We start from the raw sequence: 26,293 nt of genomic DNA on the forward strand, positions 1-26,293 counted from the left end.
ATCAAGTCCAGAAATAATTTCCTGGAGCAGACATGAACAACCATCGGGAATGGCGGTTGAAAAAGCCCGAACCGGTGCTTTCCCGGATGCTGGCGCGGGAGTGCGGCATTTCGGAATTGACGGGCCAGTTGCTAGTCAACCGGGGTATGATCACCGTCAGGGAAGCGCAAATTTTTTTGGACGGGGACCTGGGTAGCCTTTGGTCCCCGTATTTGCTGCGCGACATGACGAGAGCCGTGGACCTGATTCGAAGGGCATTGGCCGCGGGCGACAAGATCCTGGTCTACGGAGACTACGACGCGGACGGGATGACGGCGGTGGCCCTGATGACGTTTGCCCTGCGGACTCTGGGCGGCCGGGTTGAGTATCACATTCCTTGGCGGGCGGACGGCTACGGCCTGAATCTCGAGGTGCTCGAGCGGGCCGCCGCCGACGAAGTCGGCCTGGTCATTACGGTGGACTGCGGGGTCACCGCTTGTCGAGAAATAGAGCGGGCTTTGGCCCTGGGACTGGGCGTGGTGGTCACCGACCACCACGAGCCGCAGGGTGTTCTGCCGCCGGTGCCGGTGGTAAACCCGCGCCGGCCGGATTGCGACTACCCGTTCAAGGATCTGGCCGGGGTTGGGGTGGCCTACAAGTTGGCCCAAGCCTTGCTGGGCGGTGAGGTGCCAACATTTTTTCTGGGGCTGGCCTGTCTGGGCACGGTGGCCGACGTGATGCCGCTGCGGGGTGAAAACCGCTTGCTGGTCCGTCACGGTTTGCCGCAACTGATTGAAAATCCCGGGATCGCCGCCCTGGGCACCGGACTTGCCCAAAAACCGTCCGTCCGTGATGTGGCGTTCGGTATCGCCCCCTTGCTGAACGCCGCGGGTCGCATCGGCCGCCCGGAACTGGGAGTGGAAATCCTCCTGGCCGAACCCGGTGAGGCGCCGGTACTGGCCGCCCAACTGGCGGACTTAAACGACCGGCGCAAGTACCTGGAGGAGACAGTGTCGGCCGCGGCGCTGGCCGAATTGAGCGCACTGGCGGAACTGCCCCCGGCGGTGGTGCTCGGCGGCGAGGGCTGGCACCCGGGGGTGGTGGGGATTGTCGCTTCCCGCCTGGCCGGGCGTCTGGGAAGACCGGTGGCCCTGATCGCGGTGGACGGCGGCGAGGGCCGGGGTTCCATCCGGGCCGGAGAGGGCTGGAACCTGATGGAGGCGCTGAATTCCTGCCGGGAGGTGCTGACCCGCTTTGGCGGTCACCGGGGCGCGGCCGGCTTCAGTCTGCCCGCCGCCTCAATCCCCGGCTTCACCGAAGCCCTGGTCCGGTACGCCCGGCACCTTCCGGAGCCGGCGCGGCCGGAGTTAGAGATTGAGGCGCTGGTAACCTTGGATCAGCTTACCCCGGAGGTTTTGCGGGAAATTGAGGCCCTGGAACCCTGGGGCGCGCAAAACGAACCTCCGGTGTTGGCCGCAGAGGACATGCGGATCGTGAAATGCAGCCAGGTCGGGCGGGAGGGCGAACATTTGAAACTGGTCCTTGAGCAGGGCCGGACGGTGAGGTATGGTATTGGCTTTGGACTGGGCCCGGCACAGGTGCAAATGGAGGAGTGCAGGCGGGTGCACCTGGCTTTTGTGCCGGTGATGAACCGGTGGAACGGAAGAGAGACGCCCGAAATCAAGATGGTGGACTGGAAGCCGGGACCGGCTGCGGCCTTGACCGCCGAAACCGCGGCCGGCCGGGAGTCGCCGGCGGGAGTCGCCGGCGGGTATGTAGCGCCGTCCTTCATCACCCGGGCCCTGGCCGGCGGGGAACTTATGCCAAAAAGGTGTCAGACGCCTTTTTCCCTTCTCCCGGACGGCGGTTGGCGGCTCCGCCGGGTACACGACCTGCGGCATCTGCCGTTCTGGGGACCTGCAGCCCGGCGTTTTTTGGACGGGGAGCGCCCGACGCTGGTTGCCGTACCCAATCCCGAAATGGTTTCGGAGATCGTGTCCAAAATGCGCCTGACCCTTCCCGGGCGGCATGAAGGAGTGGAATGGCTGACCCCCAAGGAAGGGGACCAGGGGACAGTCCCCCTAAGGCCCCAAGGGGACTGTCCCCCTGCGCCCCTTGCGGCGGAAGGCGGCACCCGCGAACGTTTTTTGTCCGGCGGGGCCGGCATCGTGGTCGCGGTGCCTCCCGACGGCTGTGATCTTTTCCCCGCGCGGGTTGTGGCGCTCGGCCTGATGTACCATTGGTCCGAGTGGCAGACCCTGGCCCGGTGCGGGGAGGAACTGATCCTGGCTTTTTCGGTTCACGACCACGTCCGTAACCGACGTCATCTCCGCAGTCTGGCCCCGAACCGCAAGTGTCTTTTGTCGCTCTTTCGGCTGTTACCCACCTTGGACCTCCGGGTGGACTCCGGCCGCCGCGCACTCCTTTCCGCGATGCGCGCGCAAGGCCACCCCGAGTTTACACCCGTCACGCTGGAGGTCGGCCTCACCATCCTCGAGGAACTCGGCTTGGTCGCCCGCCTGGCTGACGGGGGGCTGGAAGTCCGGAAGGCACCGGGCGGGCGAAAGCACCTGAGCCAGGCGCCCACGTTCCGGCGCGTGCACCGGATAAAGCGCGAGGCCTGGGGGTGCCAGCAGTTCTTCCTAAAGGCGACCCCCGGTGAACTGGCCCGGTTTTTCAAGTGTGATATAATCTCTTTGGGTGATGGTCCGCATGCCGATTGAGCCGCTGGTGGAGAGGATTCGGCAATACAACCCGCGCGTGGACATGTCTTTTATTCAGCGGGCGTACGAGTTCGCCCAGGAGGCGCACCACAACCAGAAACGGATTTCCGGTGAGGACTTCATCGTTCACCCGCTGGAAGTGGCGCAGATCCTGGCCGAACTGGAACTCGACCTGGAAAGCGTGGTCGGGGGTCTTTTGCATGACGTCGTGGAAGACGCCGGGATCGAACTGTGCGTCATCCGGGAGGAGTTCGGCGACGAGGTCGCCCTGCTCGTCGACGGGGTCACCAAGCTGAGGCGCCTGGCTTACCGTTCCAAGGAGGAGCAGCAAGCCGAGAACTTGCGGAAAATGCTCCTGGCGATGGCGAAGGACGTGCGGGTGATCCTGATCAAGCTGGCCGACCGCCTCCACAACCTGCGGACGCTCCAGTACCACACGGTGCCCAAACAGCGGGAAATCGCCCAGGAAACCCTGGAAATCTTCGCTCCTCTGGCCCACCGCTTGGGCATCTACCGGATCAAGTCCGAGCTGGAGGACATCGCTTTTCGTTTCCGGGAGCCGCAACGGCACGGCGAACTGACCCGGCGCCTGAGTGCGACCCGCAGCGTGCGTGAGGGTTACATCGAGAGTGTAATCGGAATCCTGCAGGAAAAGTTGGGCGGCATGGGCATCAACTCGGACATCCAGGGCCGGCCCAAACACCTGTACAGCATCTACCAGAAGATGTTGGCCCAGGAGAAGGACCTGGAGGAGATCTTCGACATCCTCGGCATCCGGATCCTGGTGGAGTCGGTCAAAGACTGCTACGCCACGCTCGGGGTGGTCCACACCCTTTGGAAGCCGGTCCCCGGGCGGTTCAAGGACTATATCGCCATGCCCAAATCGAACATGTACCAATCGCTGCATACTTCCGTGGTCGGCCCCGAGGGCGAGGTGCTGGAAATCCAGGTGCGCACCAGGGATATGCACCGTACCGCCGAGTACGGCATCGCGGCGCACTGGCGCTACAAAACCGGGGCCCGCGGCGACCCCGCGTTCGACGAAAAGCTGGCCTGGCTGAGGCAGCTCCTGGAATGGCAGCACGAGTTGCGCGACGCCCGCGAGTTCATGGAAACCCTGAAGATCGACCTGTTCGCCGATTCGGTCTACGTCTTCACACCGGTGGGCGACGTACTGGAGTTGCCGGCCGGTTCGATTCCGCTGGATTTCGCCTACCGCATCCACACCGACCTCGGTCACCGGAGCATCGGGGCCCGGGTGAACGGCAGACTGGTGCCGTTGAACTACCAGTTGAAGACCGGCGACATCGTCGACATCATCAAGGCCAAACAGGCGGGCCCCAGCCGCGACTGGCTGAACCTGGTGAAGACCCCGCAGGCGAAAACCAAAATCCGGCAGTGGTTTAAGAAAGAACAGCGCGAGGAGAACGTCCAGCGCGGGCGGGAAGCCCTGGAGCGCGAGGCGCGGAAGCAGGGCCTGGAGTTGGAGCACCTGCGCGGCGACCGCCTGTTGGAACTGGGCAAAAAGTACAACCTGCACACCGTCGAGGACGTTCAAGCGGCGGTATCGCTGGGCGTGGTGACGGCCAACGCCCTGGTCGCGCGTTTGAAGGAACTGTTCCGGCCGGTGCCCGCGGAAGTCGAGCTGCCGGACGTGGTCGTCGAAAAACGTCGTTCTCCGGCCACCCAGGGGGTCCGGGTTCTGGGAGTCGACAACCTGTTGGTGCGTCTGGCCCACTGCTGCAACCCGGTGCCCGGGGACGCCATCGTGGGCTATATCACGCGGGGACGGGGAGTTTCCGTGCACCGGGCGGACTGCCGCAGCATCGGGATGTGGCGGGAAAAGGAACAGGAACGCTTGGTGGAAGTGGTCTGGGAAAAGACCGAGATCCCGTTCCAGATCCGGCTCGAGGTTTCGGGAATGGACCGGGCGGGGCTTTTGCGCGACGTGATGAATGTGCTCAGCGAAATGAAAATCAGCGCCAGTTGGGTAACGGCACGGGGCGACAAGAGCAAGATGGCGACGATCGCCCTGACCGTTGAGATTCGGAACCTGGAGCAATTTGACTATCTCCGGCAAAAGATCGGCAAGATAAAGGACGTGTACGAAGTGAGGCGGGTGGTCTAGTGCGCGCGGTGGTCCAGCGCGTCTCCCGGGGGGCGGTGGCCGTCGCGGGGGAGACGGTGGGGGAAATCGGCCGCGGTTTCGTGGTCCTTCTGGGAGTCGGCCGGGAAGACACCCCGGACGACGCCGCCTATTTGGCCGAGAGGATCGCCAACCTGCGGGTTTTCGCCGACGAGAACGGCAAGCTGAACCGTTCGTTGTTGGAAAACGGCGGCGGCGTTTTGGCCGTGTCCCAGTTCACCCTGTTCGGGGACTGCCGTAAGGGGCGGCGGCCGGGTTTTTCGGCGGCCGCGCCGCCGGAGCGCGCCGCCTTCCTGTATGCCGAGTTCGTGCGGCGGATGGATGCTCTGGGTGTGCCCACAGCCCAAGGGCGTTTTCAGGAACACATGGAGGTCCTGATCGTTAACGACGGTCCGGTGACCCTGCTTCTGGACAGCAGGAAGCTCTTTTAATAAGGGGGAGCAACGACTTTTTTTCGCACGCAACACTCCTCCTGTGTCTGGACAGCGGGAATCTCTTTTAGAGGGGGGAAACGCGGGAAGTGGGAAGGCTGGTTTTTGACGCCCTTATGGTTGGAGCGCTGCAGACCAATTGCTATATACTAGGCTGCCCCGAAACCCGGGAGGCGGTGGTGATCGATCCCGGGGCGGAGGCCCAGTTGATCGTCAGGGCCCTGGACAAACACGGGCTCAAGCTGAAAACGGTCGTCCTCACCCATGGGCACGCCGACCACATCGGCGCCTGCGGGGAACTGCGGCGCGTGCCCGGGGTCACCCTGGCCGTTCACCGGGAAGACGCACCCCTGCTCTCCGATGCGCACCGAAATCTTACCGCTTACATCGGTTCCCCGCTCACGCTGCCGGCGGCGGAAAGGCTGCTTGGCGACGGGGACCGGGTAGAGTGCGGCACCGTAGGACTGACTGTCCTGCACACCCCGGGGCACACCCGTGGCAGTATCTGCCTCTATGGTGAGGGCCTCCTTTTCACCGGTGACACACTGTTTGCCGGGGCGGTGGGACGGACTGACTTCCCCGGGGGCGACTTCAAAACGCTGGTCGCTTCCTTGAAAAACCGGTTGATGCCGCTTCCCGACGACACCGTGGTCTATCCGGGTCACGGGTCGGCCAGCACCATGGGCATCGAGAAAGAGGAAAACCCGTACCTGACGACCGACTGGTGAGGTGGGCGTGAGACCCCGGTCTCGGCTCCGGTGCTCCGCGCCGACGGCAGCACGGCTTGTCGCGAAGCCCTGGCACGCCGCCTGCGGATTACCATCGCAGGTGATGCCGGTTCAGGCGGGGCGGTGGTGCTCCAGGAGTTGTGGCGGCCGGTTCACAGTCAGTGTTTCGTGGTGTCCTCGGCGGCGGCAGGGCTTTCCGCTTCTTCGCCGGCGGCCGTTCGCGGCGCTCCGCAATGTCGCCTTCGCCGGGGTTCTCCGCCGGCTGTGCGAGGACGAAAGGGGACAGTCCCCTTTGGGCCCCAGGGGGACTGTCCCCCTTAGCGGGGTGAGAGAATGTTCGACGAACCGCCGGAGGGCGGCGAGGGGCGGTACACTGTTGTGGTGACCGGCGACGGAGAGTTTCTGGTGGGTACCTGCGTGGAACTAGGGGTATCCGCACAGGGGGGAACCCGGGAGGGGTGCCTGGAGAACCTGCGCGAGGCGGTCGCCCTTTTCCTGGACGAGGAGCCGATCGTGCTCCCGGCCGGAGTGATCAAAGCCCTGAAAGCGGCCGGTTACCACGGGGTGAACAAAAGAGGGCGCCACATCAAGTTCCGCAAGTACGGCTCCCCGCCGGACACACTGGTGTTGCCGAACGAGAGCCGGTTGGCGCGCCATTTCATCGGCCTGGTCTGCGACCGGACCGGCTGTTCCCCGGAACAGATTCAGGGTTCGAAAAGCGGGGCCGAGCACGAAAGTCGGCAGGACTGACGCATGGCCTTTATAACGAGAGCCATATTAAGGTTTCCGGGACTGGTGCGAGATGAAAATAACGAGTTGCGGCTATTTTTCATGCATCAGTCCCGAAAAACGAGGCCGAGTCTTGACAGGTTCCGGCACCTGGCATAAAATCTCGGCAGTTTAGTTTTTGATTGGAGAAGAGCGCCAATGCTGATTTCCAGGCCGCGGGGCACCAGCGACCTTCTGCCGCACGCCACGGCCAGGTGGCAGCGGGTGGAAGCGGTGATCCGGGACCTTTGCCGGGTTTACGGGTACGGGGAAATCCGTACGCCCCTGTTTGAATCCACGGAGCTTTTCCAGCGCGGCGTGGGAGAGGGCACCGACATCGTGGAGAAAGAGATGTACACCTTCACCGACAAGGGCGGCCGCAGCCTGACCCTGAGGCCGGAAGGCACCGCTCCGGTGACCCGGGCCTACCTGGAAAACGGCCTGCACGCCGTCCCGCAGCCGGTTAAACTTTTTTACGTCGGGCCGATGTTCCGCCATGACCGGCCCCAGGCCGGGAGATACCGCCAGTTCCACCAGTTTGGGGTGGAGATCTTCGGGGCCGCGGATCCGGCCGCCGACGCCGAGGTGATCGCGCTGGCGATGCACTTCTTCGAGCGGCTGGGCATAGCCGGCCTGGAACTGCACTTGAACAGCGTGGGCTGCCCCGGTTGCCGGGCGGTGCTGCGCGCAAAGCTCGCGGACCACTTTGGGCCCCGGGCCGGCGAACTGTGTGCCAATTGCAAAAGCCGCCTGGGCAAGAACCCCCTGCGGCTTCTGGACTGCAAGGAGGAGCAGTGCCGTGCCGCCGGGCGGGAGGCCCCCGTGCCGGTGGACTACCTGTGCCCGGATTGCGGCGGCCATTTCGAACGGGTGCGGCGAAACCTGGAGCTCCTTGGAGTGAGTTTCCGGCTGAACCCGTGTCTGGTGCGCGGCCTGGACTATTACACCAGGACCGCGTTTGAGATTTTGGTGCCCGGGCGCGGCGCCCAGGACGCCGTCGGCGGCGGCGGCCGGTACGACGGGTTGGTCGGCGCCATCGGCGGCCCGGCCGTGCCCGGCGTCGGCTTCGCCCTGGGGCTCGAGCGGACGCTGCTTTTAGTGTCAAAACAGGCCGGCGGCGAGGAACCGCCTCAAGGCCCGGTGGTGTTCATCGCCACCGCCGGCGAAACGGAGGAGACGGCCACCGTGCTGTTGGCCCGGCTGCGTGCGGCCGGCGTGTCCGCCGACCGCGAATACACCGGCCGGAGCCTCAAGGCGCAAATGAAGCATGCCGCCAAGCGGGGAGCACGTTGGGTGGTCATTGTGGGCGAGGACGAACTGGAGGCCGGTGAGGTGACCCTCAGGGACATGGGGGCCGGTCTGCAAGTCCGGGTTTCCCTGGGGGAAGTCGTGGAACGTCTGCGCTCATGACGCGGGCGGACAGTGAAAGGTGGTGGGGACAGTGGAAATCGACATTATGCGGGGACTCAAACGCACTCACAATTGCGGCAGCCTGTCCCGCAACGAGGTAGGCTTGCGTGTGGTCGTCATGGGCTGGGTGGACAGCCGGCGGGATCACGGGGGCCTCGTCTTCGTCGATTTGCGGGACCGCTCGGGAATAGTGCAGGTCGTGTTCAGCCCCGAGGACCCGGAATCCTTCCGCCGGGCCCAGACCTTGCGCGGCGAGTTCGTGCTGGCCGTGGCGGGCACGGTGCGCCGGCGCCCGGAGGGCACCGAAAACCCGAAACTCGGCACCGGGGAGGTCGAGATCGAAGCGAACGAGACCCGGATTTTAAACCGCGCCCGTACGCCCATGTTTTACATTGAAGACGGTGTGGACGTGGACGAAAACCTGCGCCTGCGCTACCGCTATTTGGACCTGCGCCGTCCGGAAATGCAGCGGGCCCTGGAACTGCGGCACCGGGCGGCGAAAACGGTCCGGGACTTCTTGGATGCCCGGGGCTTCTGGGAGATTGAGACACCTTTTCTAACCCGGAGTACGCCGGAGGGCGCACGCGACTACCTGGTGCCCAGCCGCCTGAACCCCGGCAAGTTCTACGCACTGCCCCAATCGCCGCAGCTTTTCAAACAGTTGCTGATGGTTTCCGGGTGCGAACGCTACTTCCAGATTGTACGCTGCTTCCGGGACGAGGACCTCCGGGCCGACCGCCAGCCGGAGTTCACCCAGATCGACCTGGAGATGTCCTTTGTGGACAGTGAGGACGTATTTGCCCTGGTGGAGGAAATGGTGGCGGCGGTTTACCGGGAAGTCGCCGGGGTTGAACTGGATCTGCCCTTCCCGCGGATCACTTGCGCCGACGCCATGGACCGGTTCGGCACCGACAAGCCCGACCTGCGCTACGGAATGGAACTGCGCGACGTCACGGACGTGGCGGCCGAGTGCGGTTTCAAGGTGTTCCAGGCCGCCGCCGCCGCTGGAGGGCGGGTGAAGGGGTTTGCCGTACCGGGTTGTGCCGGTTTCAGCCGGAAGGAACTCGACGACCTGACCGGATTCGCCGGGCAGCACGGTGCCCGCGGTCTGGCCTATCTGCTGTATGGCGAAGACGGGATCAGGTCGCCGATCGCCAAATTCTTCACCGCCGCCGAACTGGAGACCCTGGTCCGACGAACGGGGGCGGCGCCCGGCGACCTCTTGCTGTTTGTAGCCGACCGCCCACCGGTGGCGGCCGCGGCGCTCTCGGCCCTGCGCCGTCACCTGGCCGAGCGTTTGGGACTCATCGACCGTTCGCGGAACGAGTTTGTCTGGGTGCATGATTTCCCGCTTCTGGAGTACGACGAGGACGAAAAACGGTTTGTGGCCGTACACCACCCCTTCACCGCGCCCGTTGAGGAGGACGCCGCTCTGTTGACCTCGCAACCGGCACGGGTCCGGGCGCGTGCTTATGATCTGGTGTTGAACGGGGTGGAAATCGGCGGAGGCAGCATCCGGATCCACCGCCGGGACGTCCAGGAGCGGGTCTTCAGCGCGATCGGCCTTGAACCGGGAGAGGCCAAAGAGAAGTTCGGTTTTCTGCTGGAAGCCTTCGAATACGGGACCCCGCCGCACGGTGGCTTCGCGGTCGGTTTCGACCGGCTGATCATGCTTGCCGCCGGTAAACAAACCATCCGCGACGTGATGGCCTTCCCGAAGACTCAGAGCGGAGCCGACTTAATGACCGGCGCCCCTGACGCCGTGGCTCCGGCGCAACTGCGGGAATTGGGGGTAAGCGTCATCGGCAAGCCGAAAGGGGCGGCCGGCGGCAAGTGACCGGCGGCCGGCGGCAAGTGACCGGCGGCTTCCGGCACGGTCTGGGCTGCCGCGCCACTTGTCAAACGTGAACGAGTGTGCTAGTATTGTTTAAGACCCGGGCAAGCAGAATATGAGCATAAACCCTGCATTGTGCGTGGCAATCTCGAAGTTCTGAGCCAACACCGACGCATTGGGAGCCCGGCCTCTGGCTGCGGCTTGCAGGCCTCCGCCGCGAGGAAGCGAAAAACAGCCAGGAGGGCACCCACCAGTTCTGAGATTGGGTTCAGGAAACTTTGAGCGGAGTCACGGCAACGTGGGGTTTATTTTTAGGCAAAGCCGGAGTTTTGTCAGCGCGTCGAAATAACCGTGTTCGTTGGGACACGGTTTTCTGCTTCCTGGAATAAACTGGCGCCAATCAAGCGTGACCACCTGAGAAACACTAGCAAAAGAGGGGAGAGGAGGCGCGGAGTTTGCGCAGGATATACCTGGATCACGGAGCGACCACCCCACCCGATCCGCGGGTGGTCGACGAAATGCTCACCTGTCTAAAAAATATATTCGGAAACCCTTCCAGCAGGCATACCTTCGGCCGCGAGGCCCGGGACGCAGTGGAAAAGGCCCGGGTCCGGGTGGCCCGCGGGTTGGGTGCCGATCCGCGGGAAATCGTGTTTACCAGCGGCGGTTCGGAAGCCAACTACCTGGCTTTGCGGGGGGCGGCCTACGCCAATCGCGACCGGGGACGCCACCTCGTCGCTTCCCGGATTGAACACCACTCGGTGCTGGACACCGGCCGCGATCTGGAACGGGAGGGCTTTGAGGTCAGTTGGATTCCGGTGGATGACTCCGGCCTGGTGAACCCCGGGGACGTGGCGGCGGCCCTGAGGCCGGCCACCATCCTGGTCAGCGTCATGCTGGCGAACAACGAAGTCGGAACCATTCAGCCGGTCCGGGAGATCGCCGCTTTGGCGCGCTCAGCCGGGGCGCTCGTCCACACCGACGCCGTGCAGGGCTTCGGGAAAACGCCCGTGGATGTCCGGGAGCTGGGGGTGGACCTGTTGTCCATCTCAGCGCACAAGATACACGGGCCCAAGGGCGCGGGCGCCCTGTATCTCCGGGAGGGAACCAACTGGCGGCCGTTGAACCGCGGCGGGGGCCAGGAGCGGGGGCGTCGGCCGGGCACCGAAAACGTGGCCGGCATCGTCGGCCTGGGAATGGCCGCCGAACTGGCGGCCGGGGAACTGGAAGCGGAGGCGGCGCGCGTCGGGGCTTTGCGGGAGAGGTTGGTGGAACAGGTGCTGGCCCGGCTGCCCAGGGCGCGGTTGACCGGCCACCGGGAACAAAGGGTGCCGCACAACGCCCACTTCCTGATTGCCGGGGTCGCCGGCTTCGAGCTGCTGGCGGGTTTGGACGCCGAGGGCGTGGCGGTGTCGGCCGCATCAGCTTGTGCCGCGGGTTCGGGGGCGCCCTCGCACGTCCTGCAGGCGATGGGGGTGCCCGACGAACTGGCGCTGGGCGCCGTCAGGGTGACCCTGGGCCGGGGCAACACGACCGAAGAGGTGGACCGGTTCGTGGATGTTCTCGAACGGTTGGTGGGCGAAATCCGGTCGCGAAATGCGGGCCAAAAGTCCGCCCAAGGCTAATTATCAGGCGCCGGGACATACTATAAATGGATGACTCAACCGGTTCACAGGGGGTAATGGCCTTGCACTGCCCGATCTGCAGCGGAAGAGCGACCGGCAAGGTGGCCGTGGAACAATACTACTGCTGGGATTGTTGCGTGGAGTTCAGAATCGACAAAGAAGGCGTGCGGATTTTCGACGTCAACGAGGACGGCAGCCTGGTCGACTTCGATCCCAATAACGAATTGGTCTACTGAATCTTGCCTTGGGATAAGGCGACGAGTCGAAGCTTGAATCCATCCGGAAAACCGCTGCCGCCGCTACCGGTCTAAAGCGGCGCGAGCTTCAGTTGTCCCTTGACCGCGAGCTTGTCTCCCATTATGGCCAGCGCCCCGGTGACGCCCGCGACCGAAAGGGCGAATTCAACCGCCCCGGCTAGGTCGGCGGGGGTCTTGACCCGGTTCGCCGCGGCGGTGGCGACGGCATCGGCCAGCGCCGCCGAGGAGGCCAGGATGGTCGCGGCGTCCGCCGCGCCGAAACTGACGGAGTGGCCGATGGTGCCCGAGGACGTGCACAGCCCGAGCGGCGTCATTCCGGGGGTGACTTCGACCCCGATCCGGTTGCTCAAGGGGGAGTTTCCGGCGTAAATGCCGACCAAACGCCGGCGCGCGGACTTGATGAAAAGGTCCCCGCCGTTTTCCACGAACACATCCCGGGAATACCGGGCGAGAAACCGGCCGACATGGTCGGCGATGGCGCCGGCCACCGCGGCCATGGGCCCGACTCCGGCCGCCGCCGCCGCCGCCGCCATGTCGGCGGCGAGCCGGGGCGCCCCGCTCCGGACGGGATGGGGTTCCATGGCATGCAGGAAGGCGGGATCGCCGGCGATGTAGGACTCGAGCCCGCGCCGCAGCTCCTGGACGTACCGTTCGACCTCGCGGGCGAGGACCGGGGCAAAACGGTCACGCCGGACCCCGATGAAAAGGTCGGTTTCGCGCACCACGACCTGGAAGTGAGTCAGGTCCTCCTGGTGCAGGCGTTGCCGGTAAACCCTCTCCAAAGCTAGAACTTGACCTCCATAGCCTGTATGGGGCAGGCCCGCGTACAAAGTTGGCAGACAATGCATTTCTGTCCGTCAAAAGCGACGGTCATTTCAGGTCGTTCGACGTACAGCGCTCCGGCCGGGCAAATCGCCGTGCAGGCCCCGCAGCTGATGCACCGTTCCTCGCTGCGGACGATCTCCTCACTCAGCGGCTGGACCGCCACCCCGCGGGCGGTCAGGAAGGCGAGCCCCGCTTCGAGGGCTTCTCCGGTCAGCTCCAGAATCATCGTCCCCTGCTTGTGCGGGTTTATGTTCGCCTTCAGGATGTTGACCATCAGGTCGAAGTCCTTGACCAGGTAATAAATCAGGGGTTTGTCGGCTACTTCAGCCGGGAAACGCAGGACCACTTTTCTCGCAGTCACCGTCATCACTCCTTCGGGCCCTTGATTTCGAGCGCTTTGCCGGTCAATCCCGCCTCCGGGGACGGAAGCAGCCGGACCGGCTCCGACAATGGGAATTCCCCGGACAAAAGCCAATATTTGAGCGTAGCGGCGATTTCGAGCGCCTTGCTGTAACTTGACAGTGGCGCGGTGGGTACTTTGCGGCCCTGCACCTCGATCTCGCCGGACTTGAGCGCGGCGTAGCTGACGAGCCCCAGGTTTCCGGGCCGGCGCTGCGGGTAGGCCTCGTTGTAGTCCACGACCGGCGCGTACAGCTCTTCGTCCGCCAGGGCGGCGTAGCGCAGCACCTCTTCATCCAGGATGGGGATCGGGATGCCGATGCCCACCACCAGCGTGGCCCCGTAACCAAGGAAGCCGGCCCCGACCAGCCAGCGGGGGCTCATCTGTTTCAGGTCGCCCAGCACCGCAAGGGTGCCGCCGGCCGCGAACAGCGAACCCTCCACCGGGCCCTCCCGCACGGCGGGGAAGTGCTGGGTGCCGTTCCAGACCACGTAGCCGGTGCCCCCGCCGAGAAAGATGCGGGTGCCGATGCCTATGGTCCGGAAGTAAGGGTCTTTCAGGAGCGGGCTCAACTGCCCGCTGGTTGAATAGTGCGCGTTGCCCAGGTCGGGTTTTAAAACGCCCATGTAGGTGTAAAGCGTCCTGGGGCCCAGGTTTACCGCCACGTTGTAATTCTGGTAGGCGTTGCGCGGGTTGAACAGTACGACCTCGTTGAGGTCGTCCAGGGTGACCCAGCTTTCGATTTCCCGCCTGGGATAGCAGTCGGTGCCGTAGCCCTCCACTTTCAGCCGGACCGGCTTTCCGGCGGCCAGGTCGTGGATGACGTGTCCTCCCCCGTAACGGAATTCGCCCGGATGGTTCCGGTTCAAGGGGTCGGTCTCGGGAACGGAGGTCGCTCCCAGGAAGGTGTCCACGGCGGCCAGGCCGCCGCACGCCGGCACGTCGTTCAGGAACACGCGGTGCCCCTTGATGCGGGGGGCGCTGTGGCCGAAATTCAGGTACACTCCGGAGGAACACATCGGCGCGAAAGTACCCGTGGTCACCACGTCCACCCGGCGGGCCGTTTCGGAAAGGCCCTGTTCCCGGACCATGGACACCACCTCTTCCGCGGTGACGACCACCGCCTTTCCTTCACGGAGCCGGGCGGCAATTTCGGCGTAGGTTTTAGTGCTCACCGGACACACACCTCCAAAAAAATGTTGCTCCCCGGAGAATCGAAAAAACCTCTTCTCCAGAGGAAAAGAGGCCGAAAACGAAGGACGGCCCTCTTATCTCCCAGAAGAATCGATCTCCCGCAGGAATTAGCACCTGGCCGGTGACCGAAGTCACCGACTGGTTGCCGGGCTTCATCGGGCCAGTCCCTCCACCACTCTCGATAAGAGCTTAAGACGCTATGAAGTTCTTATTCCCAGTGTAGCAGCCGGCCGAAAGGCCGTCAAGAGAAAAAAGCAAACCTCAGGGATAAGCAATCGTTGACACCGCCTTACTGTTTCGGCGCAGAAGCGAATCGCCGAGGATGTGTCCGATCTGCGCGCGCGGGTGGCTTCCCTGGGAAAAATGCTCCAGGATGTTCAATGAACCGGTGGGGCGGCGAAAGAAAAAACGGCGGTTACTTGCCGGATCGAGGTTCAAGTATTCTAAAATGACGCCGAACGGGAAGCAAGCTTAAGGAGATCTCCTGGCAGGCGGTAAAGGAATACTTCCTGGCACAACAAAAGCGTTTGCTGAACGAAGTCAAAACATAGCGTCCCGCCGCGTCTTGGCGACGGGCAAACCACGGCCGTCGACAGCGCCCCGGTGGTCGTCCCGCCCGGCCGCACCTTCGTCCCCCCGCGCCCCCCGTGCTTCTTTTCTTGACCGTATTGGCAATTCTTTGTATAATTTAGAAGCGCCACGAGGGGGTTTGCCTCAGTGAACAGCAATGAAATCCGCAGGCGCTTTTTGGAGTTCTTCGCCGCCCGGGGACACCGGGTGGTTCCGAGCGCGTCCCTGATTCCGGGCAACGACCCAACGCTCTTGTGGACGTCGGCCGGAATGGTGCCTTTTAAGCCGTATTTCACCGGTGTGGCCACCCCCGAGTTTCGGCGGGCGGTGACCTGCCAAAAGTGCCTGCGCACCCCGGACATTGAAATGGTGGGCAAAACGGCGCGCCACCATACCTTTTTCGAAATGCTCGGCAACTTCTCCTTCGGCGACTATTTCAAAGAGCACGCCATTCCCTGGGCGTGGGAATTCGTCACCCGGGACCTCGGGCTGGAGCCGGAACACTTGTGGATATCCATTTACCTGGATGATGACGAGGCCTTCAATCATTGGCGCGGCCTGGGCCTGCCCGCGGAACGGATCGTACGCCTGGGCCGGGATACGAACTTCTGGGAGATCGGTGTCGGCCCCTGCGGCCCCTGTTCGGAGATCTACTACGACCGCGGACCGGCGCACGGATGTGAAAACGACCCCTGCGGTCCGGGTTGCGACTGCGACCGCTGGCTGGAAATTTGGAACCTCGTGTTCATCCAGTATTTCCGCAATGAGGCGCACGCCTACTCCCCCCTGGAAAGCCCGGGCATTGACACCGGGATGGGACTGGAACGGGTGGCGTCCGTACTCCAGGGCGTGGATACCAACTTTGACACCGACCTGTTCCGCGGTCTGATCGACTACACGGCCGGAGTGCTGGGCGTGCGGTACGGCAGCGGTACTGCCGGAGACGAGGCCCTGAAGGTCATTGCCGACCACGCCCGGGCCGTTACCTTCGCGGTCGCCGACGGGGTGCTGCCCTCCAACGAGGGCCGTGGCTACGTCATTCGCCGCCTGTTGCGCCGGGCCGTCCGAAAGGCGCTGCTCTTGGGCCGGGAAGAGCCGTTCCTGGAAGGGGTGGCGCTCAAGGTGATCGAACAGATGGCTGCTGCCTATCCGGACCTCGCGGCCGCGCGGGACAGTGTGCGCAAAGTCGTTCGTTTTGAGGAGGAACGTTTCCGCCAGACCCTGACCCAGGGGAACGAAATCATCGGCCGCCTGATCGCCGAGGCCCGGGCCGAAAACCGGCCCGCGCTCGAGGGAGCCGCAGCCTTCCAGCTCTACGACACGTACGGTTTTCCCCTTGAGTTGACGCGGGAGATCTCTGCCGAACAGGGCCTGGCGGTGGACGAAGCCGGGTTTGAGGCGGCGCTGAAGGCCCAGCAGCAAAAAGCCCGCTCCAGCCGCAAGGAAACCAGGTACGTGGAGGAACGGGAGACTTTCTTCCGGAACCTGCGTGACCAGATCGGCGCGACGCGGTTCGTGGGGTACGAGCAGTTGGAGGCCGACGCCGGCGTAACGGCCCTGGTCCGCGACGGGCAACGCGTGCCTGCGGCCGGTTCCGGGGAACTGGTCAGCCTGGTGGTGGACTCCACCCCGTGCTACGCCGAGTCCGGCGGCCAAGCCGGAGACCACGGCTTGATTGAGGGGGAAAACGTCCGGGGCCGGATCACGGATACCTTCGCCCCGGTGGAAGGGCTCCACGTTCACGAGGTAGCGGTGGAGCAAGGCATACTGGAGGAAGGTGTGCGCGTCCGAATTCTCGTGGACGGCACCAGACGCCGGAAAATCTGCCGGAACCACACGGCCACGCACCTTTTGCACCGCACTCTGAAGGCGGTCCTCGGCGCCCACGTCAACCAGGCCGGCTCCATGGTGGCCCCGGAGCGCCTCCGGTTTGACTTTACCCACCTGCAGCCGCTTTCAGAGGCGGAACTCGCCGAAGTGGAGCACCGGATCAACGAGATCGTGCTTTCCAACATGAAGGTGGAGAGTTTTCAGGTGTCCTTCGACCGGGCCCGGGAACTGGGGGCGGTCGCCCTGTTTGGAGAGAAGTACGGGGACCTGGTCCGCGTGGTGGAGATCGCTCCTGATCCTTTGCGGACAGCGCGGACAGTGATGAACCTCGGGGGCGCAAGTCCATCAACGAGGCCGGGCCCCGACCCGGGCCCCGACCCGGGCCTCGACCTTGACGATGAGACCGCCGTTGCCGGCCGCGGCGCCGCGGACGAACGGATATCGCTCGTTGTCGGCCGTAGCGCCGCGGACGAACGGATATCGCTGGAACTTTGCGGCGGCACTCACGTGCGGTCCACGGCGGAGATCGGGCCGGTGAAGATCACCGCGGAAAGCAGTGTCGGGGCTGGATTAAGGCGGCTTGAAGCCGTTACCGGCAGCGAAGCGTTGACGTTTCTGAATTCCCAAATCCGGCAGTTGCACCGGATCGCTCAGGCGGTGCGGGCTCCGGTGTCCGAAGTGGCGGCACACGTCGAGCGGCTGCTTGACGAGCAGAAAAAACTGGAACGCGAAAACGAACAGTTGCAGGACCGTTTACAAATTTACGAGGTCAAGGAACTCCTGGACCGGGCGGGCACCCACGAAGGAGTGCGCATCCTGACGACCAGCGTCCGGGCGCGCGATATGGCCGAGTTGCGCAGTATGCTGGACCTCTTGCGCGAGCGGCTGGGCTCGGCGGTGATCGTACTCGGCTCGGCGGTGAACGGCAAGGTGAGCCTGGTGGCGTCCGTGTCGCGGGACCTGGTGTCCCGTGGACTGCATGCCGGGGCGATCATAAAGGAGGCGGCGGCGGTGGCCGGAGGCGGCGGCGGCGGCCGGCCCGAAATGGCCCAGGCCGGCGGCAAGCATCCCGAGAAGCTGGCGGAGGCCCTGGAAAAGGCGCGCCAAATGGTTCTGCGCCGGGTGGACGACGGTTCGGCCCAGGTTGATCCGGCATCCCTTGGCCCGGACCACGGTGACCCCAGTGACCCCAGCTAATGCCGCGGCAATGCACACCGCTCCCGAGGCTGCTTTTAGACAAGCCATGCCGCACGCGGCACCACTTAGGATGAAAATCACCTAAACCGCCGCTCGGTGTTTTCGGAGCAGGGACGGGTTCAAAGAGGAAATCCTTGCCGCGTGGAGAACATGACCGACAAGTTTCGTAAACGGGAGGGTTCAAAGGTGACGCACCCCGAATTCCCGGACCGGACGGTCCGGTTTGAGCGGAAGGCGGAAGAGATCAATGCGGCCTACGAAATCCTCTTGGTCGTGCATCAGGCCTTGAAAGACAAGGGCTACAACCCCATCAACCAGATTGTCGGGTATCTGTTGTCCGGCGATCCTTCCTACATCACCAGTCACCGGAACGCTCGAAACCTGATCCGGCGTCTCGAACGGGACGAGTTGTTGGAGGAGTTGGTCAAAAGCTACCTGGCGCGTCAAAGCCCTGTCGGGGAGTAGTCCTTCACGACGATCTATCGTTGCTCATGCGGGAACGAAAATATCATCAAGATTCTATTTTCGAGGGGGGCTTCAGCTTGTGCGGTCCGGACCGGGGACGATGGAGTATCGTCAACTGGGGCGCACCGGACTCAAGGTTTCACGGCTTTGCTTCGGTTCCCTCACGCTGAGCCCGTTGCAGGCCGGCCTCCCGGTCCCGGAAGCCGCCAGGGTGATGCGCCGGGCCTTTGACCGCGGCGTCAACTTCATTGATACGGCTGAACTGTACCAGAACTACGACCAGATCCGCAGCGCCATCGAGGGCCTGGGAGACGGCGTTCTGGTCGCCACCAAGAGCTACGCCCACCGGCGGGACCAGATGGAAAAGAGCCTCGTGCTGGCCCTGCGTGCCCTGAAGCGGGACCACATCGACGTTTTTTTGCTGCACGAGCAAGAATCGGCACTCACCCTGCGGGGACACCGCGAGGCGCTTGAATACCTGGCCCAAGCCCGGCAGAAGGGCTTGGTGCGCGCGGTGGGCATTTCCACCCACCACGTGGCCGGGGTGGAAGCCGCCACCGCCGACCCGAACGTCCAGGTGATTCACCCGGTCATCAACCGGCTCGGTATCGGGATCCGCGACGGGGACACCGGGGCGATGCTGCGGGCCATCCGGACGGCGGCCCAAAACGGCAAGGGCTTGTACGGCATGAAGGTCCTGGGCGGCGGGCACCTGTTGGCAGACGCCGAAGCCGCCTTAAAGTTCGCCATCGGCATCCGGGACTTGGACTCCGTGGCGGTGGGCATGCAGACCACCCTGGAAGTTGAGTGCAACGTGCGCCTCTTTTCCGGCCAGGTGGTCCCGGACGGGCTGCGGCGGATTGTAGGGCGCCGGCCGCGCCGCCTTTTGGTGGAGCACTGGTGTCTCGCCTGCGGGGAATGTGTGCGGCGGTGCTCGGCCGGGGCACTATATGTCAAGGATGACGGCCGGGCTGCGGCCCGCCGGGAACTATGCGATCTTTGCGGGTATTGTGCCTCGGTCTGTCCGCAATTTGCCATAAAGGTGATTTAGCCGTGCGCCTGATGGGACTCGATATCGGTGACCGGAGGATCGGGGTGGCCTTGACCGATGAAGACGCGGTTCTGGCTTACCCCCTGGAAGTATTGGAGCGGACCTCGCCGGACAAGGATCTCGGCCGCATTGTCGAGATCATCGACCAGTACGGGGTGGAGCGGGTGGTGGCGGGGCTGCCGAAAACGCTCTCGGGGGAAGTCGGACCCCAGGGCGAGAAGGTGTTGTCTTTTCTGGACAAACTCCGGCTGCGGTCGGCGGTGCCCGTGGTCACCTGGGACGAACGGTTAACAACCGTGGAGGTGGAGAGACTACTGATCAGCGCCGACATGGGCCGCCGCCGGCGCCGCCGGGTGGTGGACAAACTTGCGGCGGCGCTGATCCTGAATTCTTATCTCCACTCCCGGAAATCGGGCGGGGACTCTTGACGTTCTTGGCCGCGGCCAAATAAAATACTCATAATTTGGTGAAGGAGTGAACAGAATTTGACCACGACATCGGAAGACGTCATTACCCTGATTGACGAAGAGGGTGAGGAACACGAATTCACCGTCCTGGACATCCTGGAGGTGGACGGCACGGAGTACGCCATCCTTGTGCCCGTTGACGATGAGGAACAGGAAGACGAAGTGGTGATCTTCAAGTTTACGGAGGACGACGAAGGAAACGAGATCCTGGTTGAAATCGAAGACGACGAGTGGGAAAAGGTTGCCGACGCCTGGCAGGAGAAAGTTGGTACCGAGCACTAGGGGGATAGGACCGTGACCGGGCGCCGCCTATTGTTGTTGGTCGTTTCGGGCCTGGCCGCGCTCCTGTTGACCGTCACGGGGACATTCTGGGGCATTGTCGCCGTGGAGGGCCGGTCACAGACCGTGTTTCCGGGGGTGTCGGCAGACGGGCTCGACCTCGGGGGACTTAACCGGGCTGAGTGCCTCGAGGCGGTGGCCGGACTTGAAAAGAAACTCCGGCAAACCCCGCTCACCCTGGTGCACGGGAGCAGGTCTTGGCGGGTTGAGCTGGGCGACCTGGGGTTGGCCGTTGAAGGAGAAAAGATTGCCGACGAAGCGCTTGAAGCCGGACGCTCCGGTTTTTTTGTGTCCCAGTGGCTGGAGCGCGGTGAAATCAGCCGCAACGGGTTGAAGCTCAGCCTATCCGTCAGTCTCGAGGAACCCCGGTTCACCACGGTGATCGGGGAAATCACCGCCGAAATCACCCGGCCGCCGGTGGACGCCGGATACCATATCGCTGACGACGACACCGTACATATTATCCCGCACCAGGACGGCTACCAGGTGGACCACGGCCGGTTGAAGGAACGCATCATCCAGCAGCTGGAAACCGGGCGTCCCGCCCCGGTTGGCGTCCCTCTGGTGCACGTGGCGCCGGGGTACACCACCAGCGACGTGGAAGCCATGAACCTCACCGGGCTGCTGGCCGAGTTCGGGACCGGATACGATCCCGCAATCGCGAACCGGTCTTACAACATCAGCGTGGCGGCCGGCGCCCTCAACAACCTGCTGATACCCCCGGGAGAGATCGTGTCGTTCAACCGGATTGTTGGTCCCCGCAGCAGTGAGGCGGGGTACCGGACCGCGCCGGTGATCATCGAAAACCAGTTCCAAGAGGGTATCGGCGGAGGGGTCTGCCAGGTGTCGTCCACCCTGTACAACGCGGTCGTACTGGCCAACCTGGAAGTGCTGGAACGCAAAAACCACTCCCTGCCGGTGACCTACGTCCCGATCGGCAGGGACGCTACTGTGGTGTACGAGGCGATCGACTTCAGGTTCCGGAATAACACCGCCGGCTACCTCTGTCTTAAGACGGCGGCGGCCAACGGGCGGGTTTCGGTAAAGATCTTCGGCGATCAGCGAAATCATCCGCGGGTGGAGATCAAAAGCTGGATTACCGAAACACTGGAACCACGGGTCACCTTCGAAAATGACGCGAACTTGGAGAAGGGTAAGCAGGTCGTCAAACAGGCGGGTTTGCGCGGGTACCGGGCCAAGGCCGAGCGTTGGGTTTGGCGTGACGGGGAAATCCAAAAGGAATTGCTGCCCGCAAGCTTCTATCATCCAGTGCCCGAAATCATCGCGGTGGGAACCCGGGAGCCGGTTCCGGCCTTGGTTATCCCTCCGGAAGATGAGGCCCCGAACGGGATTCCAGGCGCCGGCGATCCGTTGTCGCCGCCGGTGATGCCCCCGCAGGAAAAGCCCGAATCGCCGGGTGAGATGTGAGCAGGACGGCGGCGGTGTGCAAACCGCCGCTTTTCAACTATACCTGCCTGTATCGCTAAATGGCGTGCTTCGCGGTCAGGGCGGCGGTGCAAACCGCCGCTTTTCAATTGCCAAACCACTGCCAATTATACCGGCGGCCCTCCCTGCATATAGATGAGCAGAGATTACGGGAGTCTCAAGGGAGGGAAAAGCGGTGCACAAAATCGTGTTCTGCGGCCGGAATGACTCGGGCAAATCCACGGTTCTGGGAGAGGTGTACACCAAGCTCAAGCAGCGCGGATACCAGCCGCTCGCCGTGGGGTCGGGGGTTCAGGATGAAAAGCCGTACCTCTTCAAGGGCATCGACCCCGTCTACGTGACCATAGCCGTTCCGGACCCGGGCTCCGACGTGGCCGAAGACATCGAGCGGGCGATCAGGTCCAGCGTGGCGCTGATCAAGGAACGGAACCAACTGATCCTGCACGCCCGCAAAGCACTGGACGAGCTGAACAAGGTACGCTCGGTCCTGGAGCTGGGCAACATCTCACAGCGTGACATTCCGGCGGTCTGTGCCATACCGGACGTGGTCCTCGTTGAGTCGGTGGGAATCAACGACGGCTACCGGGCGCAGGAGAGCCGTCAACTGGCGGACATCCTGGTCAGCGTCGTCCCGGCCGGGCTGAAAAGCGAAATCCTGATGGAGCCCGGGAACGTGCTGCTTGAGGAGGCCGACATCGTGGTGGTAACCAAGATTGACGTGACCCCCCGCAGTGAAGCGACGACGACCATAAAGCTCTTGCAGCGGTTCTACCGCTATAAACCGATCATCCCGGTAGTGGCCGTTCATGGTGTCCACCTCGACCTGGTGGCCGACGAGATCACCAAGCGTTTCTCCGAACCGCTCTTGTTGTTGGGTGACACTGAGGCGCTGCGGCGGAACTAGCCGGGAGAAGGGGGGTGCCCTGTCAACCGTTATATGCAATTTTAGCAGGCAGTTGTACTCCGGATTTTCGGCCGGTGAACGCCTACTCCGTCTCCGGCGGCGAACAGGTTGGCGATGCCGGGAGAAGGGGGTGCCGGATTTCGACCGGTGAACGGGGGTCGGAGGGAGGGGCCTGTATTTCCTTTGGTTGCTCGGACTGCTATAATCAACTAACAATAAAGTAAGCAACCCGCCGCGCTCACCAGAGGTGCCGGTCAGGCTTTTGCGATAATCAACCAACAATAAAGCAAGCAACCCGGGGAGGTACCGGCCTTGACGTTCCGGCAGACACTCGTCGACCGTGCTCCGTACATCATTCTGGGCCTCCTGGGGGGGGCCGCTCTTCTGATCGGTGCCGCCTGGATTGCTGTTCAGTCGGTGCTGGCGCCGGTTTCCGACCAGGAAGCGGGTACGGTGGTGGTCGAGATCCCAGCCCGGGCAAGCACCGGTCAGATCGGCGCCCTCCTCGCCGACCAGGGCCTGGTTCGGAATGCCGCCGCTTTCCGCCTATATGCCCGGTTCCAGCAATTGGATGCGAACCTGAAGGCGGGCGAATATGAGCTTTCCCCGTCTCAGTCCACCCCGGAGATCATTGAAATTCTGGCCCAGGGCCGGGCCAGGCTGGTGGCGTTCACCGTTCCGGAGGGGCTGACCCTGGAGCAGACGGCCATTTTGCTGGCGGACCGCGGTTTCGTGGACGCCGGCGTCTTCGTGCGGGTCTTGGATGAGAAAGCGGCGGCTCACCCGCTTTCATCCGGCCTGCCGGAGGCGGCACGGTCTCTGGAGGGTTATCTGTTTCCCGACACCTATCACATTTCCAGCGGGACCGGCGAAGAACGGATTCTTGATTTGCTGCTCGCTCGTTTCGAGCAGGAAATCGTGAGCCTGGATCTGGAGCGACGGGCCGCGGCCTGCGGTCTTAATCTCCACGAAGCGGTGACTCTGGCCTCCCTGATTGAGCGGGAGGCACGCGTGGCCGAAGAGCGCCGGGTGATTTCCGGAGTGCTTCATAACCGGCTCAGGCTGAATATGCCCCTGCAGGTTGACGCCACCGTCATTTACGCGTTGGGTGACTTTGACCGCCGGGTCGTTTTGTACCGTGATCTGGAGGTTGACTCTCCCTACAATACCTACCGGTTTTACGGCCTCCCCCCGGGTCCCATCGCCAGCCCGGGCCGGGACTCCCTGGCGGCCGCGGTGGACCCCGAGGAACACGGCTATCTCTACTACGTGGCCAAACCAGACGGCACCCACGCCTTTTCCCGCACCCTGGCCGAACATAACGCCAATAAGAGACGGTATCTGCCGTAATATAGAGAATTCAGAATCCAGAATCCAGAATCCAGAAGCCGGGAGTCAGGATTGAGAATTCAGGAGTCGGGATTCAGAATCCAGAAGCTGGAATTAGGAAAAACTAAGAACCAGGATCACGGTGGCTGCCGAAGTCGATCGTACCTGGTTTTTTGCGTCACTAATTGTGCGTCGTCAGCTTCCGTGCCGGATGCTCACACCCGGAATCCCCCGGTGGGCATTCCGGCATAAAAACCCGGTTTCCGGGCAAGGCTATTCCCAGACTAGCTAGTTCCCGGGGCAAAAAAGGGGGACTGTCCCCCTTTTTGGGCGGTGGCACCCGAAGTCGGTAGAAAAGGGGGATTGTCCCCCTTTTTTCCGGCCACCTTGTGCGTTGCCGTCCTGGAGCTTTCGTGCAGGGTGAAAAGGTATATGACATCTTTTTACCCTGCCTGGCGGGAACAGCTTGAGTACCGCGCTGAGTTCCCGCCGGCCACTCAGGAGATGGCATCTTTTTGGCCTGCCTGCGGGAACAAGATTTGGGAAGGGGAATGAAGACCGTTGGAGCAAGTGCGCCGGAGGCGCGCGGGCTGGGTTTTCGTAGCTTTGACCGCCGCTTTGGTGCTGCTGGTTTGGAAGCTCGGGGAGGTGCAAATCACTCAGCATGCCGTTTTCAGGGCGGCCAAGCTCAGCCAGACCGCGGTCCAGGTTTCACTGGAGCCGATGGCCCGCGGGGCGATCCTGGACCGGAATCTGCTTGACTTGACGGGTCGGCACGCCGCGGCCCGGATCATTGTAATTCCGCACCTTCTTCCGGAACGGGAGGGGTTGGCGGCCGAATTGGCGGCAATTCTGGGTGCGGATGCCGGCGAGGTGCGGATGCACCTGGATTCCCCCGGCGTGTTGCCGTATCCGCTGTCCCGGGTCCAGGAGGAGGCTGTCCTGGCCCGGAGTTGGCCGGGGGTCGGTGTGCTGCCGGTGGCCTTCAGGTACGGCGAACGCCCGGTGGCGACGCACATTCTGGGTCACTTGGGCCCATCTTCGCCCGCGACGTCCAAAGTGGCGGCCGAACCCGGCCGGCTCTTCGGCAAGTCGGGAATCGAACTCTACTATGAGTCCGAGCTGGCCGGCGGGCACCCGGCAGCGGTGGTGCGCAGCTTTGTTGACGCCCGCGGTCTGCCTTTGCCGGGTCTGGGGTTGGTCGTCGAGGCTCGCAAGGGGAATGACGGGCGGCATGATGTAAGGTTGACGCTGGATCTGGCCGTGCAGGAAATCGTAGAGGAGGTCATGGACCGGAGAATCCAGGCGGGGGCGGTAGTGGTCCTGGATACCGCCACCGGGGATATTCTGGCCCTGGCTTCACGGCCCCAGTACCACCCGGACCGGGTGGGCGAGTCCTTGGGTTCCGGAGTGGCCGACGTGTTCAACAACCAGGCGTTGGCCCTGTACCAGCCGGGCTCCATATTCAAGATAGTCGTGGCGGCCGCGGCCCTGGAGGAGGGGTTGGTGACTCTGGACACGACGTTTGCGTGCGGCGGGCACGAGGAACGGCTGGTACGGTGCTGGTCGGCCGAGGGCCACGGCGCGGTCGGTTTAACAGAGGCCTTCGCGGTCTCCTGCAACCCCGCGTTTGCCCGTTTGGCGCTGCAGTTGGGCAGCGGCAAGGTCGCGGAATACGCCCGCCGCTTTAAGCTGGACCGGCAGGCGGTGATCGGATTTCCTTTCCCACCTGACCAGCGCCAGGATTTTGACCTCATCAGCCGGCCCTACAACTTGGTTAACGCGGGGATCGGCCAGGGACCGGTTCTGGTGAGCCCGCTGCAAATCACCGCTTTGGTGGCGGCGGTGGGCGGTGACGGTGTGTACCGTCCCCCGCGGCTGGTGTCCGAAGTCCGGCGGCGGAATGAAGTGGTACGGGTGTTTGAGCCGGGAGCGCCGGAGCGCATAATGACGGCCGGTACCGCGCGGGCGATGGAGGCCCTTTTGAAGTCGGTGACCGCCGGGGAACTCGGTGAGGCCGCCCGCGTACCCGGATGGGGAAGCGCCGGGAAGACCGGAACGGCACAAACCGGGGAGGGAAACAGCAACGCCTGGTTTTCCGGCTATGTGCCGGCGGACAAGCCCCGCTACGCAATCACCGTGTTCGTGCGCGGGGGCGGCAGCGGTGGTCAAAGTGCCGCTCCGGTGTTCCGGGAGATCGCGGCGCAAATCCTGGCGTCAGAGCATTCACCTTCGGGCGGCGGTTTGCTTTCGCCGGGCCGGGTGAATAAAATGGTTGATGACGGCGATTTCCCCAAAAATGATGAACGATAAATATTGCCTGGAAATGGCGTTTATAATACAATAATAAGGCAGCCGACAGAGAGGTGCCGTGC

General features: G+C 63.5%; 21 protein-coding genes, 1 other RNA gene and 1 riboswitch. Of the genes, 19 read left to right on the top strand and 3 right to left on the bottom strand.

Annotated elements, in window-relative coordinates; all coding sequences use genetic code 11:
- Nucleotides 1-32 precede the first annotated feature (32 nt).
- The 10 genes from recJ to AB1402_00710 all read left to right on the top strand — a co-directional run bounded on the left by recJ (nt 33) and on the right by AB1402_00710 (nt 11,880).
- The gene (gene recJ, locus AB1402_00665) at nt 33-2,702 is read left to right on the top strand and encodes a single-stranded-DNA-specific exonuclease RecJ (GenBank protein ID MEW6540112.1); all 2,670 of its coding nucleotides are present in this window, start codon (nt 33-35) and stop codon (nt 2,700-2,702) included.
- Nucleotides 2,692-4,830, top strand: a complete 2,139-nt coding sequence (locus AB1402_00670; protein ID MEW6540113.1) for a bifunctional (p)ppGpp synthetase/guanosine-3',5'-bis(diphosphate) 3'-pyrophosphohydrolase — start codon at nt 2,692-2,694, stop codon at nt 4,828-4,830. Before recJ ends, AB1402_00670 begins: the two co-directional genes overlap by 11 nt.
- On the top strand, nt 4,830-5,279 hold the full coding sequence (gene dtd / locus AB1402_00675; GenBank protein ID MEW6540114.1) for a D-aminoacyl-tRNA deacylase: 450 nt from the start codon (nt 4,830-4,832) through the stop codon (nt 5,277-5,279). The genes AB1402_00670 and dtd overlap by 1 nt, the downstream gene beginning before the upstream one ends.
- 89 nt (nt 5,280-5,368) lie before the next feature.
- Nucleotides 5,369-6,007, top strand: a complete 639-nt coding sequence (locus tag AB1402_00680) for an MBL fold metallo-hydrolase (GenBank protein MEW6540115.1) — start codon at nt 5,369-5,371, stop codon at nt 6,005-6,007.
- A 333-nt stretch (nt 6,008-6,340) separates the two neighbouring features.
- Nucleotides 6,341-6,757: a hypothetical protein gene (locus AB1402_00685; GenBank protein MEW6540116.1), complete on the top strand. Its 417-nt coding sequence runs from the start codon at nt 6,341-6,343 to the stop codon at nt 6,755-6,757.
- 177 nt (nt 6,758-6,934) lie between these two features.
- On the top strand, nt 6,935-8,185 hold the full coding sequence (gene hisS, locus AB1402_00690; protein ID MEW6540117.1) for a histidine--tRNA ligase: 1,251 nt from the start codon (nt 6,935-6,937) through the stop codon (nt 8,183-8,185).
- Between the two features lie 46 nt (nt 8,186-8,231).
- Nucleotides 8,232-10,022 (top strand): aspartate--tRNA ligase, encoded by a 1,791-nt coding sequence (aspS, locus tag AB1402_00695; GenBank protein MEW6540118.1) that lies wholly within the window; start codon nt 8,232-8,234, stop codon nt 10,020-10,022.
- Nucleotides 10,023-10,141: 119 nt separating this feature from the next.
- Nucleotides 10,142-10,328: non-coding RNA, 6S RNA (gene ssrS, locus AB1402_00700), on the top strand.
- A 146-nt stretch (nt 10,329-10,474) separates the two neighbouring features.
- Nucleotides 10,475-11,644, top strand: coding sequence for a cysteine desulfurase family protein (locus AB1402_00705; GenBank protein ID MEW6540119.1), 1,170 nt, complete (start codon nt 10,475-10,477; stop codon nt 11,642-11,644).
- A gap of 62 nt (nt 11,645-11,706) precedes the next feature.
- Nucleotides 11,707-11,880 carry a hypothetical protein gene (locus AB1402_00710; GenBank protein ID MEW6540120.1) on the top strand — a complete coding sequence of 58 codons (174 nt, stop codon included), beginning with the start codon at nt 11,707-11,709 and terminating at the stop codon, nt 11,878-11,880.
- Nucleotides 11,881-11,951: 71 nt separating this feature from the next.
- On the opposite strand, the gene AB1402_00715 is transcribed toward AB1402_00710, so the two are convergent.
- Genes AB1402_00715 through AB1402_00725 form a run of 3 tightly spaced genes read right to left on the bottom strand, consistent with a single transcriptional unit; the run spans nt 11,952 to nt 14,301 of the window.
- A complete protein-coding gene (locus tag AB1402_00715; protein MEW6540121.1) occupies nt 11,952-12,683 on the bottom strand; it encodes a UPF0280 family protein in 732 nt (243 codons plus the stop codon).
- A gap of 2 nt (nt 12,684-12,685) precedes the next feature.
- A complete protein-coding gene (locus tag AB1402_00720; protein MEW6540122.1) occupies nt 12,686-13,087 on the bottom strand; it encodes an NIL domain-containing protein in 402 nt (133 codons plus the stop codon).
- 5 nt (nt 13,088-13,092) lie between these two features.
- Nucleotides 13,093-14,301, bottom strand: a complete 1,209-nt coding sequence (locus tag AB1402_00725) for a homocysteine biosynthesis protein (GenBank protein MEW6540123.1) — start codon at nt 14,299-14,301, stop codon at nt 13,093-13,095.
- A 90-nt stretch (nt 14,302-14,391) separates the two neighbouring features.
- Nucleotides 14,392-14,508, bottom strand: a riboswitch (SAM riboswitch).
- A 529-nt stretch (nt 14,509-15,037) separates the two neighbouring features.
- Between AB1402_00725 and alaS the strand changes: the two genes are divergently transcribed.
- From alaS to AB1402_00770, 9 genes are all read left to right on the top strand, one after another.
- A complete protein-coding gene (gene alaS / locus AB1402_00730; GenBank protein ID MEW6540124.1) occupies nt 15,038-17,917 on the top strand; it encodes an alanine--tRNA ligase in 2,880 nt (959 codons plus the stop codon).
- A 186-nt stretch (nt 17,918-18,103) separates the two neighbouring features.
- On the top strand, nt 18,104-18,382 hold the full coding sequence (locus AB1402_00735; GenBank protein MEW6540125.1) for an IreB family regulatory phosphoprotein: 279 nt from the start codon (nt 18,104-18,106) through the stop codon (nt 18,380-18,382).
- 100 nt (nt 18,383-18,482) lie between these two features.
- Complete coding sequence (locus AB1402_00740) at nt 18,483-19,433, top strand: aldo/keto reductase (protein ID MEW6540126.1); 951 nt, start codon at nt 18,483-18,485, stop codon at nt 19,431-19,433.
- Nucleotides 19,434-19,435: 2 nt separating this feature from the next.
- Nucleotides 19,436-19,861: a Holliday junction resolvase RuvX gene (gene ruvX / locus AB1402_00745; GenBank protein MEW6540127.1), complete on the top strand. Its 426-nt coding sequence runs from the start codon at nt 19,436-19,438 to the stop codon at nt 19,859-19,861.
- Between the two features lie 57 nt (nt 19,862-19,918).
- Nucleotides 19,919-20,182, top strand: a complete 264-nt coding sequence (locus AB1402_00750) for a DUF1292 domain-containing protein (protein MEW6540128.1) — start codon at nt 19,919-19,921, stop codon at nt 20,180-20,182.
- Between the two features lie 12 nt (nt 20,183-20,194).
- On the top strand, nt 20,195-21,667 hold the full coding sequence (locus AB1402_00755; GenBank protein ID MEW6540129.1) for a VanW family protein: 1,473 nt from the start codon (nt 20,195-20,197) through the stop codon (nt 21,665-21,667).
- Between the two features lie 193 nt (nt 21,668-21,860).
- On the top strand, nt 21,861-22,589 hold the full coding sequence (locus tag AB1402_00760) for a hypothetical protein (protein MEW6540130.1): 729 nt from the start codon (nt 21,861-21,863) through the stop codon (nt 22,587-22,589).
- A 312-nt stretch (nt 22,590-22,901) separates the two neighbouring features.
- Nucleotides 22,902-23,939 (top strand): endolytic transglycosylase MltG, encoded by a 1,038-nt coding sequence (gene mltG, locus AB1402_00765; protein MEW6540131.1) that lies wholly within the window; start codon nt 22,902-22,904, stop codon nt 23,937-23,939.
- A 549-nt stretch (nt 23,940-24,488) separates the two neighbouring features.
- A complete protein-coding gene (locus AB1402_00770) occupies nt 24,489-26,231 on the top strand; it encodes a penicillin-binding protein 2 (protein MEW6540132.1) in 1,743 nt (580 codons plus the stop codon).
- Nucleotides 26,232-26,293: the final 62 nt, after the last annotated feature.

It is taken from the genome of Bacillota bacterium (assembly GCA_040757205.1).
GTDB lineage: Bacteria > Bacillota > Desulfotomaculia > Desulfotomaculales > Desulforudaceae > Desulforudis.

Coding starts and splice junctions, on each gene's coding strand:
- hisS (MEW6540117.1), top strand. CDS start 6,935: ATGCTGATTTCCAGGCCGCGGGGCACCAGCGACCTTCTGCCGCACGCC.
- AB1402_00740 (MEW6540126.1), top strand. CDS start 18,483: ATGGAGTATCGTCAACTGGGGCGCACCGGACTCAAGGTTTCACGGCTT.
- aspS (MEW6540118.1), top strand. CDS start 8,232: ATGCGGGGACTCAAACGCACTCACAATTGCGGCAGCCTGTCCCGCAAC.
- AB1402_00685 (MEW6540116.1), top strand. CDS start 6,341: ATGTTCGACGAACCGCCGGAGGGCGGCGAGGGGCGGTACACTGTTGTG.
- recJ (MEW6540112.1), top strand. CDS start 33: ATGAACAACCATCGGGAATGGCGGTTGAAAAAGCCCGAACCGGTGCTT.
- AB1402_00670 (MEW6540113.1), top strand. CDS start 2,692: ATGCCGATTGAGCCGCTGGTGGAGAGGATTCGGCAATACAACCCGCGC.